Origin of the sequence: Acinetobacter sp. FDAARGOS_558, assembly GCF_003937785.1 — a bacterium.
GTDB lineage: Bacteria > Pseudomonadota > Gammaproteobacteria > Pseudomonadales > Moraxellaceae > Acinetobacter > Acinetobacter baumannii.
Map to the genome: position 1 here is coordinate 1,692,513 of NZ_RKJH01000001.1, position 16,094 is coordinate 1,708,606.

At 39.5% G+C, this 16,094-nt stretch carries 14 protein-coding genes; 7 read left to right on the forward strand and 7 right to left on the reverse strand.

What is annotated here, in order from left to right; genetic code table 11:
• Window positions 1-60: 60 nt before the first annotated feature.
• The 4 genes from EGT34_RS08105 (at window position 61) to EGT34_RS21020 (ending at window position 4,200) form a co-directional block, all read left to right on the forward strand.
• The gene (locus tag EGT34_RS08105; RefSeq protein WP_000371525.1) at window positions 61-1,074 is read left to right on the forward strand and encodes a methyltransferase; all 1,014 of its coding nucleotides are present in this window, start codon (window positions 61-63) and stop codon (window positions 1,072-1,074) included.
• A 21-nt stretch (window positions 1,075-1,095) separates the two neighbouring features.
• A complete protein-coding gene (locus EGT34_RS08110) occupies window positions 1,096-2,556 on the forward strand; it encodes an amino acid permease (RefSeq protein WP_060454631.1) in 1,461 nt (486 codons plus the stop codon).
• A gap of 276 nt (window positions 2,557-2,832) precedes the next feature.
• Window positions 2,833-4,038, forward strand: coding sequence for an RtcB family protein (locus tag EGT34_RS08115; RefSeq protein WP_000354412.1), 1,206 nt, complete (start codon window positions 2,833-2,835; stop codon window positions 4,036-4,038).
• Window positions 4,039-4,041: 3 nt separating this feature from the next.
• Window positions 4,042-4,200 carry a hypothetical protein gene (locus EGT34_RS21020; RefSeq protein WP_000692859.1) on the forward strand — a complete coding sequence of 53 codons (159 nt, stop codon included), beginning with the start codon at window positions 4,042-4,044 and terminating at the stop codon, window positions 4,198-4,200.
• 124 nt (window positions 4,201-4,324) lie between these two features.
• Here the strand turns inward: EGT34_RS21020 and omp38 are convergent, their stop codons facing one another.
• A complete protein-coding gene (gene omp38, locus EGT34_RS08120; RefSeq protein WP_000777880.1) occupies window positions 4,325-5,395 on the reverse strand; it encodes an outer membrane protein Omp38 in 1,071 nt (356 codons plus the stop codon).
• 381 nt (window positions 5,396-5,776) lie between these two features.
• On the opposite strand from omp38, the gene EGT34_RS08125 reads away from it, so the two are divergent.
• The 3 genes from EGT34_RS08125 (at window position 5,777) to EGT34_RS08135 (ending at window position 8,146) form a co-directional block, all read left to right on the forward strand.
• Window positions 5,777-6,292: a GspH/FimT family pseudopilin gene (locus EGT34_RS08125; RefSeq protein WP_000477151.1), complete on the forward strand. Its 516-nt coding sequence runs from the start codon at window positions 5,777-5,779 to the stop codon at window positions 6,290-6,292.
• Window positions 6,293-6,400: 108 nt separating this feature from the next.
• Window positions 6,401-7,576, forward strand: coding sequence for a thiolase family protein (locus tag EGT34_RS08130; RefSeq protein WP_000129964.1), 1,176 nt, complete (start codon window positions 6,401-6,403; stop codon window positions 7,574-7,576).
• Window positions 7,577-7,702: 126 nt separating this feature from the next.
• Window positions 7,703-8,146 (forward strand): VOC family protein, encoded by a 444-nt coding sequence (locus EGT34_RS08135; RefSeq protein ID WP_001176580.1) that lies wholly within the window; start codon window positions 7,703-7,705, stop codon window positions 8,144-8,146.
• 42 nt (window positions 8,147-8,188) lie between these two features.
• Here the strand turns inward: EGT34_RS08135 and EGT34_RS08140 are convergent, their stop codons facing one another.
• From EGT34_RS08140 to EGT34_RS08165, 6 genes are all read right to left on the reverse strand, one after another.
• Window positions 8,189-8,542 carry a DMT family transporter gene (locus tag EGT34_RS08140; protein ID WP_000457786.1) on the reverse strand — a complete coding sequence of 118 codons (354 nt, stop codon included), beginning with the start codon at window positions 8,540-8,542 and terminating at the stop codon, window positions 8,189-8,191.
• An 81-nt stretch (window positions 8,543-8,623) separates the two neighbouring features.
• Window positions 8,624-9,109 (reverse strand): DUF934 domain-containing protein, encoded by a 486-nt coding sequence (locus EGT34_RS08145; protein ID WP_000935247.1) that lies wholly within the window; start codon window positions 9,107-9,109, stop codon window positions 8,624-8,626.
• Entirely contained in the window at window positions 9,102-10,745 is a 1,644-nt protein-coding gene (locus tag EGT34_RS08150) for a nitrite/sulfite reductase (protein ID WP_000281764.1), read from the reverse strand. Before EGT34_RS08150 ends, EGT34_RS08145 begins: the two co-directional genes overlap by 8 nt.
• A gap of 166 nt (window positions 10,746-10,911) precedes the next feature.
• A complete protein-coding gene (locus EGT34_RS08155) occupies window positions 10,912-13,317 on the reverse strand; it encodes a glucose/quinate/shikimate family membrane-bound PQQ-dependent dehydrogenase (RefSeq protein ID WP_001075596.1) in 2,406 nt (801 codons plus the stop codon).
• A 173-nt stretch (window positions 13,318-13,490) separates the two neighbouring features.
• Window positions 13,491-14,723 carry a carbohydrate porin gene (locus EGT34_RS08160; protein WP_086242030.1) on the reverse strand — a complete coding sequence of 411 codons (1,233 nt, stop codon included), beginning with the start codon at window positions 14,721-14,723 and terminating at the stop codon, window positions 13,491-13,493.
• 155 nt (window positions 14,724-14,878) lie between these two features.
• A complete protein-coding gene (locus EGT34_RS08165; protein ID WP_000205325.1) occupies window positions 14,879-15,997 on the reverse strand; it encodes a CaiB/BaiF CoA transferase family protein in 1,119 nt (372 codons plus the stop codon).
• Window positions 15,998-16,094 lie beyond the last annotated feature (97 nt).

Genomic DNA, 16,094 nt, shown 5'->3' on the forward strand with positions numbered 1-16,094 from the left:
AATTTTAATTTTGATTACTGCCCAGTTTTCACTGGGCATTCTTCTTCATGAGAGATGTACATGGACCCTAGAAGTGAAGTGATATTAAGACAACAAGACTATTTAAAAGGTAGGGTCTTGTTAATTAATGCACCGAATGACGCCCTAGTCAGTCAATTACCCACTGAGATTGATGCATCAGTCTGGACATGGAATTATGCTGACTATCAGGGTTTTGTGAATGCAGGCACACCAGCTCATTTCTCGGTTGAGTTTCCATCACAAGAATTTGATCAGGCTATAATTTTTGTTCCAAAATCAAAAGAGCTTTTAAACTATATATTGCATGTAGTGATGAGCCATCTGAAAATTGACCAATCAGTTTTTTTAGTAGGTGAAAAAAAAGGTGGTGTTGAGAGAGCTGCCAAACAACTACAAAACTTTGGCAAAATACTTAAACTTGATAGCGCTCGACATTGTCAGTTATGGCATTTAAAAATTGAGAAAACTGAAAAGATCAAACCTCTTGAAAGCTGGTTAAAAACCTATACTGTTCAAGTAAATGAGCAAGAACTTACCATTTGTGCCTTACCTGGCGTTTTCAGCCAAACTCATCTAGATGTCGGAACTGCCGTTTTACTCCCTTATCTAAATCAGGTGAAATCAGGTAGAATTGCCGACTTCGGGTGTGGAGCTGGAATTATCAGTTGCTATTTGGCAAAAGCAAATTCAAGTAATATTATCCATGCCCTAGATATTGATGCCTTCGCTTTACAGTCAACGGAAATGACTTTTAGTCGAAATGGAATAGGTTCAGACCAGTTGAGATTGCAGCCTGTTACAGGAATTGCAGACGCCCCAACAGAACTTGATGCCATTGTCAGTAATCCTCCCTTCCATCAGGGTATTCATACCAACTATGATGCAAGTGAAGGACTCTGCCAGAACGCTAAAAAACATTTAAAGGCATCAGGTGAGCTATGGATTGTAGCGAACCGTTTTTTAAACTATCCGATCTTAATTGAGAAGCACTTTGGTCAGTGTGAGATTAAAACTGATCTTCAAGGCTTTAAGGTGTTATATGCCTGTGCATAACAAACTATGTAAGGAATCTCCATGAGCGAAACACATGCTCCTGAAAAACTCCAGCGTAAGCTTGGGGCTCGTCATCTGAATATGATCGCCATTGGTGGTTCCATTGGTACAGGTCTTTTCCTTGCTTCTGGGTCAACCATTGCAAATGCAGGTCCAGGTGGGGCGTTACTCGCCTACTCCCTCATTGGTATTATGATTTACTTTTTAATGACCAGTTTAGGTGAACTTGCGACACACACACCAACATCCGGTGCTTTCTTTACCTATGGAAGCCGCTATGTCGAAGAAGGTTTTGGTTTCGCTTTAGGTTGGAACTACTGGTACAACTGGGCAATTACGGTTGCGTTTGAACTCGTTGCCGTACAGTTTATTATGAAATTCTGGTTCCCAGATGTTCCCGGATTCTATTGGAGCGCCATCTTTCTCGTCATTATCTTTATGATTAATGCGATGACCGTAAAAGGATTTGGTGAAAGTGAATTCTGGTTCTCCATGGTTAAAGTAATTGCCATTGTTGCCTTTATTATTATTGGTATCGCCATGATTATTAAGATTATGTTGACACCAGGAGTAGCAACTTTTGGCAACTGGACTTATAAAGAGGCACCATTCGTAGGTGGTTTACAAGCCATGATTGGGGTAGCCATGATTGCTGGGTTCTCATTTCAGGGAACCGAGATGGTGGGTGTTGCAGCAGGTGAATCAAAAGATCCGAAGAAGACGATTCCGCTTGCAATTAAACAGATTTTCTGGCGAATTTTATTATTCTATATCTTGTGTATCTTCATTATCGGCACCCTAATTGCCTATGATGATCCAAACTTATTACAAGCAGCAGCAACAGAAAATATTGCTCTTTCTCCTTTCACCTTACTTTATGAAAAAGTAGGTTTTGCTTTTGCTGCAAGCTTAATGAATGCAGTTATTTTGACTGCTATTTTGTCAGCAGGTAACTCGGGCATGTACTCTTCTACCCGTATGTTATTTGATATGGCGCAACAAGGCCGTGCACCAAAATGGTTTGCAAAACTCGATAATCGTGGTGTTCCAATGAATGCGTTATATGCAACTACATTCATTGCTGCATTCTGCTTCTTAACGACTTTTATCGGAGAAAAGCAAGTCTTTAACTGGCTCCTCAATATGTCAGGAATGTGTGGTTTCATTGTCTGGTTAGGTATTGCAATTTCGCATTATCGTTTCCGTAAAGGTTATATTGCTCAAGGTTATAAATTAGAAGATCTTGCATACCGCGCTAAGTTTTTCCCATTCGCACCTTGGTTTGCCTTTATCCTCTGTTCTGTCATTATTTTAGGACAAAACTACCAAGCGGTTTTAGGCGGTAAAATTGACTGGATTGGCTTACTTTCTACTTATATCAGCTTGCCTTTATTCTTAGTAATCTGGCTTGGATATAAATGGAAAAATAAAACTAAATTAATTCCTTACGATCAAATGGATGTAAAACCAGAGCAAGATTAATACTGAGTTCAAGTAATTAATCAGCGCTTATCAAAGGTCAAAAACTTGATCTTTAGTTAAAAACAGGTAAAATGCCGTTCAGATTTTCAACGGCACTTTTTAAAAAAGGAGAACATCATGCCAACACTACAAGGTAAAACACAGTAACGATTTGGCACGATGTCAGCTCACGGACAAGTGTACAAATTTAATTCACTTGTCCGAATGCTCGAATTTAAGACCTAGCATTCGCTAGGTTTTTTTATGCCTATTCGGACAATAAATAAGAGAATAATTATGGACATACAAAAGATATTAAACGAAGAGGCACAATATGGTGTCCCCGTTAAAATTTTCACTCAAGACATAGATAGTGAAAGTATTGAACAACTCAAGAAGATGGCACAACTGCAATTTATATATTCTCATATTGCTGTTATGCCTGATGTGCATGTTGGAAAAGGTGCAACTGTAGGCAGCGTCATTCCTACTAAACATGCCATTATTCCTGCTGCAGTGGGTGTAGATATTGGCTGCGGAATGAATGCTATTCGTTTGAGCCTGAAAGCTTCACAACTTCCAGATAACTTAAGTCGCTTGCGGGACGCCATTGAACGGAAAGTGCCGGTTGGATTTGCTTTGCATAAACAAGTCAAAGCGAAAGCTTCTAGCATTATTCCACTTGAAAAACGCTTAGAACCTATTATTAAAAAGCATCCGGGTCTTGTCCGAATGCTTCGTCAGTTTGAGGCAACATGGCAAAAACAGTTGGGCACTTTAGGCGGCGGTAATCACTTTATAGAGTTATGTATTGATGAAAATCAAGATGTATGGGTGATGCTCCATTCGGGCAGCCGAGGTCTTGGTAACGTCATAGGTACTTATTTTATTGAGTTAGCCAAGAAAGAGGCACAACATCGCTTTGGGCACGTGCCTGATAAAGATTTAAGTTATTTTGCTGAAGGCTCGCAAAGCTTTAATGATTATGTAGAAGCAGTAGAGTGGGCTCAAGAATATGCTTTTGAAAATCGTAAAGAAATGATGCGATTAATATTAGAAGCAATTCGCCCTCTTCTACCTTCTTTTCAAATGACGAAAGAAGCAATCAATTGTCACCATAACTATGTGAGTCAAGAAACACACTTTGGTGAAAACCTTTTTGTTACAAGAAAAGGGGCAATTAGAGCAGGTTTAGATGAGTTAGGAATTATTCCAGGCTCTATGGGAGCACGCTCGTATATTGTTAAAGGTAAAGCAAACCCTGAATCTTTTTGTTCTTGTTCTCATGGAGCTGGCCGCAAAATGAGCCGAAGCAAAGCAAAAGTTCTTTTTAATCAGCAGGACTTGATTGAACAAACACAAGGGATTGAATGCCGTAAAGACAGTGGTGTAGTCGATGAAATTCCAAGTGCCTATAAAGATATTGATGAGGTTATAGCCAATCAGGCAGATCTCATTGAAGTCGTTCATACTCTTAAACAAGTTTTATGTATTAAAGGTTAAGACATGAAAATTAAAGAAATGCCGAAAATTAAGGTCCGTAATCAAGTAGCTCTATCCCCTCTACTTCACAAAGGTGGTATGCACGAAACAGAAAAACCTCGTGCTCAACATCGTAGAAATAGACAAGATACTAAACAGCAATTGAAGAAAGGGGTTTGGTAACTATTTTAAGTAATGATGGGAAGAGATTATGAATCAGGAGATTTACAAATGACCAAATATTTTAAAAATCGCCATAAAAAAAGCGACTCTAACGAGTCGCTTTTTTACTGTTCAAGAACTCAAATTATTGAGCTGCTGCAGGAGCTGCCGCTTCTTGACCAGGTTGAACTACTACAGTACGGCTACCAGTGATTGTCGCGAATACACGACGGTTCATAGCACGACCTTCTTTAGTTTTGTTGTCAGCAATCGGTTGATCCCAAGCGAAACCTTGAGTAGACAAACGAGAAGCGTCAACGTTGTATTCGTTTACAAGAGCTGATTTAACAGAGTTAGCACGAGCTAAAGATAAACGTTCGTTCAACTTACGTGGACCAGTGTTATCTGTGTGACCTTCGATACGTGCAGTAGCGTTAGGGTATTCAGATAATTTTTCAGCAACTTTAGCAATTTCTGGCTTGTATTGGTCTTTGATGTTTGATTTGTTAGTATCAAAGAACACACGAAGTTCCATGTTAAGGTCTTCAGTTAACTCTTGTGGTTGTGGAGCAACTGGAGTTGGTTCAACTGGAGCAACTTCTACTACAGGAGCAGCAGGCTTCAAGTGACCACCAAGAACTACGTTTAAGCCAGCAAGAGCTGTATAGTTCCAGAACTCTTCATCAGCATTATAAGTAGCACGAGCTTCAGTACGAAGAGATAAAGCATCGTTTAAGCGCCAGAAAGCACCAACACCAGCGTTACCTAAAGTACCTTCTTCTGAGTTACCACGTGTACCACGGTTTACGCCATCAAAGTCGTATTTATAGTGACCAGCACCTAATAATACGTACGGCTTGATTTTGCTGTCGTAGTTTTTAGTAATTAAATCAGAAGTAACATAGAAGTTACCGTTGATTTGTTTTTGTTTATATTCAGCACCAGCAGAAGCGCCGTCTACGTCGCCTTTAACTTGGTTATATTCAGCTTCGAAACCTAACCATGGAGTTAACTCGATACCAAGAGCTGCACCAACGAATAAATCGTCTTGTAACTCAGGTGAATTAGTTAAGTTACCATCTTTACCGCCATTGTTGTGTTGGCTGTCTTGGAAAGTGTAACCAAGCAGTAATGGAGTAACTGTTACGCCAGCATTAGCAGCAGCTAATGGAGCAGCAACAAGCATAGTAGCAAGTGCAATACGACTCAATTTCATGGATATCCTCCAGAGATAACAATTGTTGTTCAAGCTCAGCCTAAATTTATTGGCCCCTGAGATATTTTTTTACCCCAGTATTATTTTTAAGCTATTCACATTTGAATCATACAAACACTTGATAGACTTTCCAAGTGCTTGATAATTTTAATCAAGTAAATTATTGACAAAATTACTTACAATTTCCGTTGTAATTCGGTAATTTTTTACCCAACTAGCAAATATGAACAACTTCTTTGTTTCGCTTGCCGTGATTTTACCAGTATTCTAGCCGACTGATAACCCTTATTTAATTTTGTGTTTCCTCATTATAAAAAATAATATAAATCATTGTCAGAAAACATAAAATTGCTCTATTTATACATATATTAAGGTTTTCTAATGTTTAAATCTCCTGGTTTTACTATAGTTGAGCTCACTATAACACTCGTAATTCTTGTGATTATGTCAGTTATAGCCATTCCTTTATACCATCAATTTATGGCATCTGTAGAACTAAAAAATACGCCGCGTATACTCACAATTCATATACAAAAAGCCAAATATGACGCAATTATTAGGCATAAGAATGTTGTTCTTTGTCCAAGTTCTGATCAATTGGTCTGCAATACGAATTGGGATAACCGCGTAATCAGCTTTGTAGATAATAACCGTAATCTACAACATGATTTAAATGAAGAATTATTGACCTCTATAGATCTTAACCATCACTACGGTTCTATGAAATTACAACGTTTTGGAAAAAAACAAAATAGTATTATTTTTCAAGGTAGTTCTGGACTACCCATCGAGTCGAATGGCAGTTTTATCTATTGTTCTTATGACCAGCTTAAAAACTTTAAATTAATTCTTAGCAAAATGGGACATGTGCGCTTAGAAGAGCTTAAAAATTGTTAGAACTCTACAGTCTAATGCAGAAGCTAACCCGTTCTTCATTTTGCAATATACTGCTTAGGTTTTAAACATTTCTTATTTTGAGATTAAGAACAATCGGAGATTACAACAATGACTGACATCGTAATTGTTAATGGTGCTCGTACTGCTATGGGTGGTTTTCAAGGATCACTATCAGGACTAACTGCTCCTGAATTAGGAGCGGTAACAATTAAAGAAGCAATCGCACGAGCAGGTTTACAGCCTACAGATGTCGAAGAAGTCATTATGGGTTGCGTACTACCAGCGGGTTTAAAGCAAGGCCCTGCTCGTCAAGCCATGCGTAAAGCAGGTTTACCTGATTCAACAGGAGCTGTGACAATTAATAAGCTTTGTGGTTCAGGTATGAAGGCGGTAATGCAAGCGGCTGATATGATTAAAGCAGGAAGTGCTGAAATTGTAGTTGCCGGTGGTATGGAGTCGATGACCAATGCGCCTTATGTCTTACCCAAAGCACGTGCGGGATACCGTATGGGCCACGGTGAAATTAAAGACCATATGTTCTTTGATGGCTTAGAAGATGCTGAAACTGGTCGTTTAATGGGTTCATTTGCTCAAGATATGGCAAATACACGTGGTTATACTCGTGAGCAAATGGATGACTTTGCAATTCGTTCTTTAAAACGTGCTCAAGCTGCGATTACTGAAGGCTACTTCAAAGATGAAATTGTACCTGTTACTGTTTCTACCCGTAAAGGTGATGTCATTGTCGATCAGGATGAACAACCTTTAAATGCCAAGATTGATAAAATCCCATCACTTAAACCAGCTTTTGCAAAAGACGGTACAATTACTGCTGCAAACGCGAGTTCAATTTCTGATGGTGCTTCTGCACTAGTTTTAACATCGAGTGAAGTTGCAGCACAGCGCGGCTTACAACCACTTGCAAAAATCATAGCCACTGCGTCAAATTCTCAACATCCTTCAGAATTTACAATTGCTCCTGTTGGCGCTATTGAAAAAGTACTTAAAAAAGCAGGTTGGAATGCTCAGGACGTTGACCTTTGGGAAATTAATGAAGCTTTTGCTATGGTAACGATGTGTCCAATTGATGATTTCAAACTTGATCCAGAAAAAGTCAATATTCATGGTGGAGCATGTGCACTTGGTCATCCTGTAGGATCGACAGGCTCTCGTATTATTCTTACGCTTATTCATGCGCTTAAACGTACTGGTGGTAAAAAGGGTGTCGCTGCTCTTTGCATCGGCGGTGGGGAAGCAACAGCTGTTGCCATCGAAATTCTTTAATTAAAACCTTTTTTAAAATCCCACTTCGGTGGGATTTTTTATGAAAAAACTACAAAAAATGACCCACAAAATCTCTTTTCCGTTTTAACTTATTCTTCTAAATGAAAACAACAATGGACAATAACAATGCAACTCAATCACTATCTCAATTTTCAAGGCCAGGCAGAGCAAGCTTTTAATTTTTATAAATCAGTATTCGGCGGTGAATTTGCCATGCTGAGCCGCTATAGCGATATGCCGCCTCATGACGGTGTCACGTTATCGGAAGCTCAAAAAAATTTAGTGCTTCATGTTTCCCTGCCGATTAACGAATACACTGTACTCATGGCATCAGATGTCATTGATCAATTCTGTACACCAAATAGTGTATTTACTCAGGGCAATAATCATTACATTGCAATTAACCTTGAAAAAGATGAGCAAGAAAAGGCAAAGCAACTTTTTGATGCCTTATCTGTAAATGGCAAAATTGAAATGCCACTAGAAAAAACGTTCTGGGGCGCTTTATACGGTGCTTTTACTGATCAATTTGGTGTCAAATGGATGGTTAACTGCCAGTTAGATACTTAATTCTTTAGCCCTTATAGAGATCTCAGTGTTTCTATAAGGGCTTTAAACATCGATATTAGAGTATTGCGCAATAATCATTAAGCCGACTGTAATAAAACCAATCCCAATCCATCCTGCGACATCAATGTTTTGCCCAAGAAAAATCTTTGCGAGAAAAGCGGTCGCCAATACCCCCACCCCAGACCACAACACATATAAAATTCCGGCTTGCATATATTTCAAAGCAATAGCAGCGCATGCAAAAGAAATAATATACAAAACCAGAGCAATGCCCTGAGCTGTTTTATTGACTAAGCCATTCCCCTTAGCAGAATAAAATGTTGAGAGTACATCTGTCACAATAGCAAAAAGTAGCCACCAAGCACCAGGATTTATTTTTGAAATTAAAGCGAACATTCTTATTCTTCAATTCAGTTATTAAAAAATTATTTATAAAAAAAGCTGAACCTGAGTTCAGCCTTTTCACTTAGAAGCTATTTAAGCACCAGTTTGATAACTTGCTTTTGGCACAGCTGTTGAAGCTTGATAAGGATGAGTAAAGTCTTGCAAACCAGCAGCAGCTTCTTGCACATCTTTACCTTCTTTGATGACAAAACTATCAAAACCTGAACGTTTTAAATAATTTAAGACATCCTTAAATACATCACCTGTTGCACGTAGTTCACCTTGGAAACCTTGGCGACGTAATAATGCAGCGAATGAATAACCTCGCCCATCTCCGAAACCTGCGAACTCAATGAAGATTGCATCAAGTTCACTAAGTGGGAATGTATGATCTTCTGGTGAATCATTTACAGTCACATACAAAGCTTTTTTACCTTGAATGTTCGCCAGTTGATCGAGCTGTGCTGTTGTTAAAACAACGTCACCTTGAGGAATCACGCCATCTTCAGCAATGATTTGATAAGTATTATCTGCAATCGTGCCATCTTTATAAAGCACAGGTAGAGCTGTATTAAGCATATGCACGCTCCTTAAATGGTTGAATTCCTACACGGCGATATGTATCAACAAAACGCTCACCTTCAATACGTAAATCAAGATACGTATTTAATACTTCTTCAATGACATCAGGCACGGCTTCTGCTGCAAATGATGGTCCTAAGATGTCACCAATTGAAGCATCATGGTCTGAATTACCACCTAAGGTAATTTGATAGAACTCAGCACCTTTTTTATCTACACCTAAAATACCGATGTTACCCACGTGGTGGTGACCACAAGCATTCATACAGCCAGAAATATTTAAGTCTAAATGACCAAGATCATAAACTTTATCTAAATCTTCAAAACGGCGTGTAATCGCTTCAGCAATAGGAATTGATTTCGCATTTGCAAGTGAACAGAAATCACCACCCGGGCAGCTAATAATATCGGTAATAAAGCCGATATGCGCACGAGCCATGTTGTGCTGTTCAAGCGCTTGCCATACATCGAACAAATCTTTTTGAGGTACATCTGCTAAAGCAATGTTTTGTTCGTGAGTCGTACGAAGTTCACCAAACGTATATTTATCAGCGAGATCTGCAATGAAGTTCATTTCTTCAGTGGTCATATCGCCCGGTGCGATGCCTGCACGTTTTAAAGAGATCGTAACAATACGATAGCCCTTTACTTTATGTGCATGCGTATTGATATTGAACCATTGTTTGAATTTTGGATGCTCAGCAAATAAAGCTGTAAAGTCTTCATCTTCTAAATCTTGATAATCAAACGGCGTGAACTCTTCGTCTAATTTTTTCAAGATTTCTGGCTGAATTTTTAATGTTTCACGTGTGTGTTCAAATTCAGCTTCAACTTTCTGTGCAAATACTTCAGGCGTTAATGCTTTAACCAAGATTTTGATACGCGCCTTATACTTGTTATCACGACGGCCATGTAAGTTATAAACACGTAAAACTGCTTCTAAATAAGCAATTAAATCTTCACGTGGTAAAAACTCACGAATGACACTACCAATAATCGGAGTACGGCCTAAACCACCACCCACCATGATTTTGTAGCCCATCTCGCCTGCTTCATTACGCACGATATACACACCAATATCGTGGAATGCTGTTGCTGCACGGTCTTTTTCTTCAAGTGCAGAAACGGCAATTTTAAATTTACGTGGTAAGAATGCAAATTCCGGGTGGAATGTACTCCACTGACGAATCAATTCACATGTTGGGCGTGGATCAGCAATTTCACCTGCAACTACACCTGCATACTGGTCAGTAGTCGTGTTACGAATACAGTTACCACTGGTTTGAATGGCATGCATTTGTACAGTTGCGAGTTCAGCTAAAATTTCTGGCACATCTTCAAGTGCAGGCCAGTTTAGCTGAATATTTTGACGCGTAGATACGTGTGCATAGCCACGGTCATATTGAGTTGATACTTCAGCAATTTTACGTAATTGTTTTGAGTTCATTAAGCCATACGGCACAGCAATACGTAGCATTGGTGCATAACGTTGCACATATAAACCATTTTGCAAACGTAATGGGCGGTATTCATCTTCAGAAAGTTTGCCCGCTAAATAGCGCTCTGTCTGATCGCGGAACTGAGCAACTCGTTGATTAATCAGCTGCTGATCGAAATCGGTATATAAATACATGGCGTATGGCTAGTAGATTCATTATTAAGGCGGATAGCATAGCGAGCTTTTATTCATCAATAAAATGCTTTTTTTGCATATTTAATAACGGTTTTATTGATAAGCTTTAATCTAAATTGACATAAAAAAAGCCCAGATAAATCCGGGCTTTTTTGATAGCAAACTTTTATTTGTTATCTGGTAATGCATAAGCCACTAAATAGTCGCCCATTTTTGTACCAAATGAACCATGACCACCGGCCATAATTACAACATATTGTTTACCATTAATTTCATAAGTCATTGGTGTTGCTTGTCCACCTGCTGGTAAACGCGCTTCCCAAAGTTTCTCACCATTCGTTACGTTAAACGCACGGATGTAGTTATCTTGAGTTGCACCAACAAACATGACATTACCTGCGGTAGAAATAGAGCCACCTAAACCAGGAACACCAATTTTTACAGCTGGTAACTGGAACAAGTTCGGTAAACTGTCACGAATTGTACCAATACGTTTTTTCCAAACGACTTCATGAGTTTTCAAATCTACGCCAGCAACATATCCCCAAGCAGGTTGTTTACAAGGTAAACCAAGTGGAGATAAGAATGCGCTGATTTCAACACCATAAGGTACGCCATACATTGGCTGTACACCCTGCTCAGTTCCCGCACCTTTTGCAGTTTGCGCACGGTTTGGATCAGCAGGAATTAAACGACTCACGAATGGCAAACCAATCGGGTTCATTACAGCAACTTGACGGTCAGGGTTAACTGACATACCGCCCCATTCAAACACACCTAAGTTACCAGGGAAAACTAAAGTACCGTTTTCAGATGGTGGCGTATAAATACCATCGTAATTGAGGCGTTTGAAAGACACACGACACATAAGCTGATCAAGCATAGTGGCACCCCACATATCTTTATCAGTTAATTTATCTTGTGGTGCCAAGTTCAAATCAGAGAATGGCTGAGTTTTTGAATAATGCTCACCTTTAGTCTGTGGTCCGCGTTTAACTGTTTGTGGAACTGGTTTCTCAGTTACAGGAACAATTGGCTGACCATTACGACGATCAAGAACAAAGGCATTACCTGTTTTGGTCAAGACATAAATTGCTGGAACAGTTTTACCAGATTTGTCTTTAATATCTGCCAAAGATGGTTGTGACGGTACGTCCATATCCCATAAATCGTGATGGGTTGTCTGGAAGTTCCAAATCAATTTACCTGTTGAAGCGTTAATCGCTAACATAGAGTTCGCATAACGTTCTTTCAACTCGGTACGGTCACCACCCCAGATATCTGGAGTACCTACACCTGTTGGAACATAAACGATATCAAGTTTGGCATCGTATGCTAAAGGTGCCCAAGCATTTGGTGAGTTATGAACAAAGGTTGTACCTTCACCTGGCATTGCATTTGGATCTGCTGCACCAGTATCAAATACCCAAAGAAGCTTACCAGTGTTTACGTCATATCCACGGATAACACCTGATGGCTCTTTATTTGAATAGTTGTCAGTAACCGAACCGGCAATAACCACTGTTGAACCAGTAACAACGCCTGGAGATGTTGGGTTATAACCACCTGGATAAGCATATGGCATGAATTCTTGTAAATTCACTTCACCATTTTGACCAAAGTCAGTACATGCTTTACCTGTGTCAGCATTTACAGCAACTAAACGTCCATCATTGACTGGAACAAAGACTTTACGTGGACATTGAGTTGAAGTCGACTTTTTAGTTTGTAAGCTTGTCGCAAATTCAGTTGTGTTGTTTGCATCGTAATACATTACACCACGACAAGTTAAATGCTGGAACGATTTATCCGTTTTAAGCTTCGGATCAAAACGCCATTTTTCCTTACCTGTAGCTGGGTCAATCGCAATTAATTGCTGGTGAGCCGTACAGATAAACATGTTATTACCAATTTTAATTGGTGTAACCTGATTGGTTGTTTCGCCAGAGTCATTATCTGTTTTGAAATCACCAGTACGGAATGTCCAGGCAACTTTCAGATCTTTTACGTTCTGGTCATTAATCTGTTTCAATGGAGAATAACGTTCACCAGCTTGAGTACGACCATAAGCAGGCCAGTCGCTCTCTGCAACGCCCGGAACGGCTTGAGCAGTTTCTGGTTGAGGTGTCTTGATTTCACCATTAATTTCTTGCGGATCATTGAAGATAGAATAAACCATCAACACGATTGCAATTGCTAAAGTTGAAGATAAGGCAACTTTACTTGATCCAAGGTTGTTGATTCCACGAGTTACAGCCGGAACCAATAACCATAAACCAAGAATACCTAAAATATCTAAACGTGGTGCAAGCGCCCAAAAGTCTGTTCCAACTTCCCAGACACTCCAGATAATAGTACCTAGCATTAATGCGGCATAAACCCACAAAGCAGCAGAAGCGCGCTTGTAGAGTTGCCATGCAACAATGAGAAGTAAGACTCCAGCTACAATATAGTAAATTGAACCGCCTAGTGTAGCGAGCCAAATACCTCCAATTAGCAGGAATAACGCCAATAACCCAATAATAATTACGGTAAAAGTCGTTAAACCTGATCTTGAAGAAGGTTGATTCATAAACCACCTCTTATCAATCATCATTTTTATCGGAAAGATGTGCCAAAAAACTTATAGAAAAATGACATCACCAATACGTCTAAAACAAAATTCAGGCATAAAGAAAAAAACGGAAGGTCAGGATACTTCAATCAATGATTTAGCCCTCGACAATCCGTTTTCGGAATAATTACTTAGAATGCAGTTGAGAACTTAATACCGCCTACCCAAGTGTTATCACTATTTTTTAATGCACCAACATGACGAACATATTGCACATTTGGACGAATAGTTAGCCAGTTAGTGGCATGAATACCATAGTAAAGCTCGGTATTATATTCGGTGTCGTATTCTTTGGCTTGAACATCGTTCCAATCATCATTGATATGGATACGAGCAACACCAAGTGCCAACTCATCTTGAGGACGTTGATTCAGCAAACCTTTATAGACTAAGCCTATATTTTGCATGTTATCAACTTTGTTGGTATCTGAGTCGTGGAAAGTCAAGTTCACAAACCCTGTTAAACCACGGTCAGTTTGATCAGCTGGCTGGAATAATTTCTGTTTTGCAGTTACCCAAACACCTTGCTTATGAGATGTTTTAGTTGAATCTGCAATTTCTTTGGCATCGGCAGTACTATAGTAATAACCTAAACGGTATTCACCAGGCATGCTTTGCACACCTAATTTAGGTGACCAAACTACTTCTGCTGGAATAATTGCACCGTGAGAACCATCTGTACTTAGGTTAAAGCCTTTGCCACGTTCCAAGTTTTCAGGGTTATATTCATATACACCCACTTGTGTATATAAATCAGGTTGCAAGTTATATTTGACACGCATTGCCCATTGGCTAACTGGCCAGTTATACCACTGATCGCCTACCCAGTTACCCACTTGTGAACCACAAAGTGCCAAGTTCTGGAAATCACAGTCAAAACTATTAAAGTCTTCACCCTCACCAAAACGGCCCACTTTAACATCTAACTTCTGATCAAGGAATTTTTTCTTGATCCATAAATCTGTTAAACGCCAAGTTTGTTCACGGCCCCACACTTCTTGAACAGAACTTTGATGCCCAGCCAATGCTGGAGAATGTTCAGAAAGCGATTGCCCATCACGATAAGTTAATGTGATTTGAGCTTCTGTATCTTGCCACCCTAAAATTTTACCTAGGTCCAAATGAGAACCTAAAGCAAGTTGCCCTGTATAAGCACTACCGTGTGTAGATGTTTGTTTGGAATCTAAAATACCGGCATATTCACCGGTATATCCAAAAGAAAAATCATAACCTTGTGCTTGCAACGCTGTACGTTGCCCGTTCCAATCACCCAACATCCAAGAACCATTTGGGTCAAATGCAGCAGCAGCTTGTGCATGCTGAACAAAAAGAGTAATTGATAAAACGGATAAACAGGAAACCATCAAAGATTTATGCGTTTTCATGTTTACGAACCTTTTATGTCTTTGTTTATAAAGGTTACGCTAATTTTATGTAAAGAAATTATTCAAAATGTTAATCAATTGATTATTCAGATAATAATTTCAATACATACTGTATAAGAAATAGCCCCTTAACCTCACCACTGCCCTTCGCCAAGTTTTTGACCTACAAAGGAATATCGCATTTGCGAACGTGAAAACTTAATTGGGCATGCAATTTGTGGTTCTGTATCTGGCGTATTATTTTGCAAAGGAACATTCACAATCCATCCACGTTGTTGTGCTAACGGTGAATTTAAAGCCTCACTTAAACTCAATACCGGTTCTACACAAACATCGAGATTTGCAAAAATTTCATGCCATTCTTTGAATGTTTTGGCTTTAATTTTTTCTTGAATGGCTTGCTTAACTTCCTGTCGATCTTGCTCATCTAATGACGCACCTTTTTGTAATAACACAGGTAAGTCTAATGCCGCAGACAAACCTGCCATAAATTGTGGTTCAAGGCTACCGATAGAAAGATAACGGCCATCTTGCGTCATATAATAGTCATAGAAAATCCCCCCATTGAGCATCCCCTGCTCGGGAGCCTGTTCAACTTGTGCGGCAAGCGTGGCTGAAGCTGCCATACTATTTAGACTTGCAACACAGTCCGTCATGGAAATATCAATATATTGACCTATACCGCTACGGCTGCGTTCAACTACAGCAGCCAAGATCGCAATGACTGCATGTAATGAACCACCAGCAATATCGGCAACCTGAATACCAAGCGGTGGCGGACCGCTATCTTGTCGGCCGCTATACCCAGCAATACCAGCTAAAGCTAAATAATTAATGTCGTGCCCAGCCCGATCTTTATAACTTCCAGTTTGGCCATAACCTGTAATTGAACAATAAATTAAACGCGGGTTAATTTCTGCAAGGGTGGCATAGTCCAGCCCTAAACGGCGCATGACATCTGGCCGAAACTGCTCAATCACAATATCAAATTCAGAAATTTTGGCTTTAATCAGATCAATACTTGCAGCATCTTTTAAGTCGAGAACGATCGACTGCTTATTTCGGTTTAGATAACTATGCGCAGTCGCCTGTCCATTTGCATAGGGCGGCATAATCCGAATGAGATCTGGACGTGATGGAGATTCAATATGGATGACTTCTGCCCCCATATCGGCTAAATACATTGTGGCGAAAGGTCCAGGTAAGAGCGTCGAGAAATCGAGAACTTTAAGTCCATTTAATGCAGTCGTCATCGTTTTTTTAACCACTATTATTCGAATTTTCTTTTATATTAGTTAAGCAAATATTCTAAAACAATGTCATGTTCAGCCATTTACCTTGATCATTTCG

Excerpts from the sequence above, each read along its gene's own strand:
- EGT34_RS21020 (WP_000692859.1), top strand. The coding sequence starts at position 4,042 with ATGAAAATTAAAGAAATGCCGAAAATTAAGGTCCGTAATCAAGTAGCT.
- EGT34_RS08140 (WP_000457786.1), bottom strand. The coding sequence starts at position 8,542 with ATGTTCGCTTTAATTTCAAAAATAAATCCTGGTGCTTGGTGGCTACTT.
- EGT34_RS08160 (WP_086242030.1), bottom strand. The coding sequence starts at position 14,723 with ATGGTTTCCTGTTTATCCGTTTTATCAATTACTCTTTTTGTTCAGCAT.
- EGT34_RS08115 (WP_000354412.1), top strand. The coding sequence starts at position 2,833 with ATGGACATACAAAAGATATTAAACGAAGAGGCACAATATGGTGTCCCC.
- EGT34_RS08130 (WP_000129964.1), top strand. The coding sequence starts at position 6,401 with ATGACTGACATCGTAATTGTTAATGGTGCTCGTACTGCTATGGGTGGT.
- EGT34_RS08145 (WP_000935247.1), bottom strand. The coding sequence starts at position 9,109 with ATGCTTAATACAGCTCTACCTGTGCTTTATAAAGATGGCACGATTGCA.
- EGT34_RS08105 (WP_000371525.1), top strand. The coding sequence starts at position 61 with ATGGACCCTAGAAGTGAAGTGATATTAAGACAACAAGACTATTTAAAA.
- EGT34_RS08125 (WP_000477151.1), top strand. The coding sequence starts at position 5,777 with ATGTTTAAATCTCCTGGTTTTACTATAGTTGAGCTCACTATAACACTC.
- EGT34_RS08110 (WP_060454631.1), top strand. The coding sequence starts at position 1,096 with ATGAGCGAAACACATGCTCCTGAAAAACTCCAGCGTAAGCTTGGGGCT.
- omp38 (WP_000777880.1), bottom strand. The coding sequence starts at position 5,395 with ATGAAATTGAGTCGTATTGCACTTGCTACTATGCTTGTTGCTGCTCCA.
- EGT34_RS08155 (WP_001075596.1), bottom strand. The coding sequence starts at position 13,317 with ATGAATCAACCTTCTTCAAGATCAGGTTTAACGACTTTTACCGTAATT.
- EGT34_RS08165 (WP_000205325.1), bottom strand. The coding sequence starts at position 15,997 with ATGACGACTGCATTAAATGGACTTAAAGTTCTCGATTTCTCGACGCTC.
- EGT34_RS08135 (WP_001176580.1), top strand. The coding sequence starts at position 7,703 with ATGCAACTCAATCACTATCTCAATTTTCAAGGCCAGGCAGAGCAAGCT.
- EGT34_RS08150 (WP_000281764.1), bottom strand. The coding sequence starts at position 10,745 with ATGTATTTATATACCGATTTCGATCAGCAGCTGATTAATCAACGAGTT.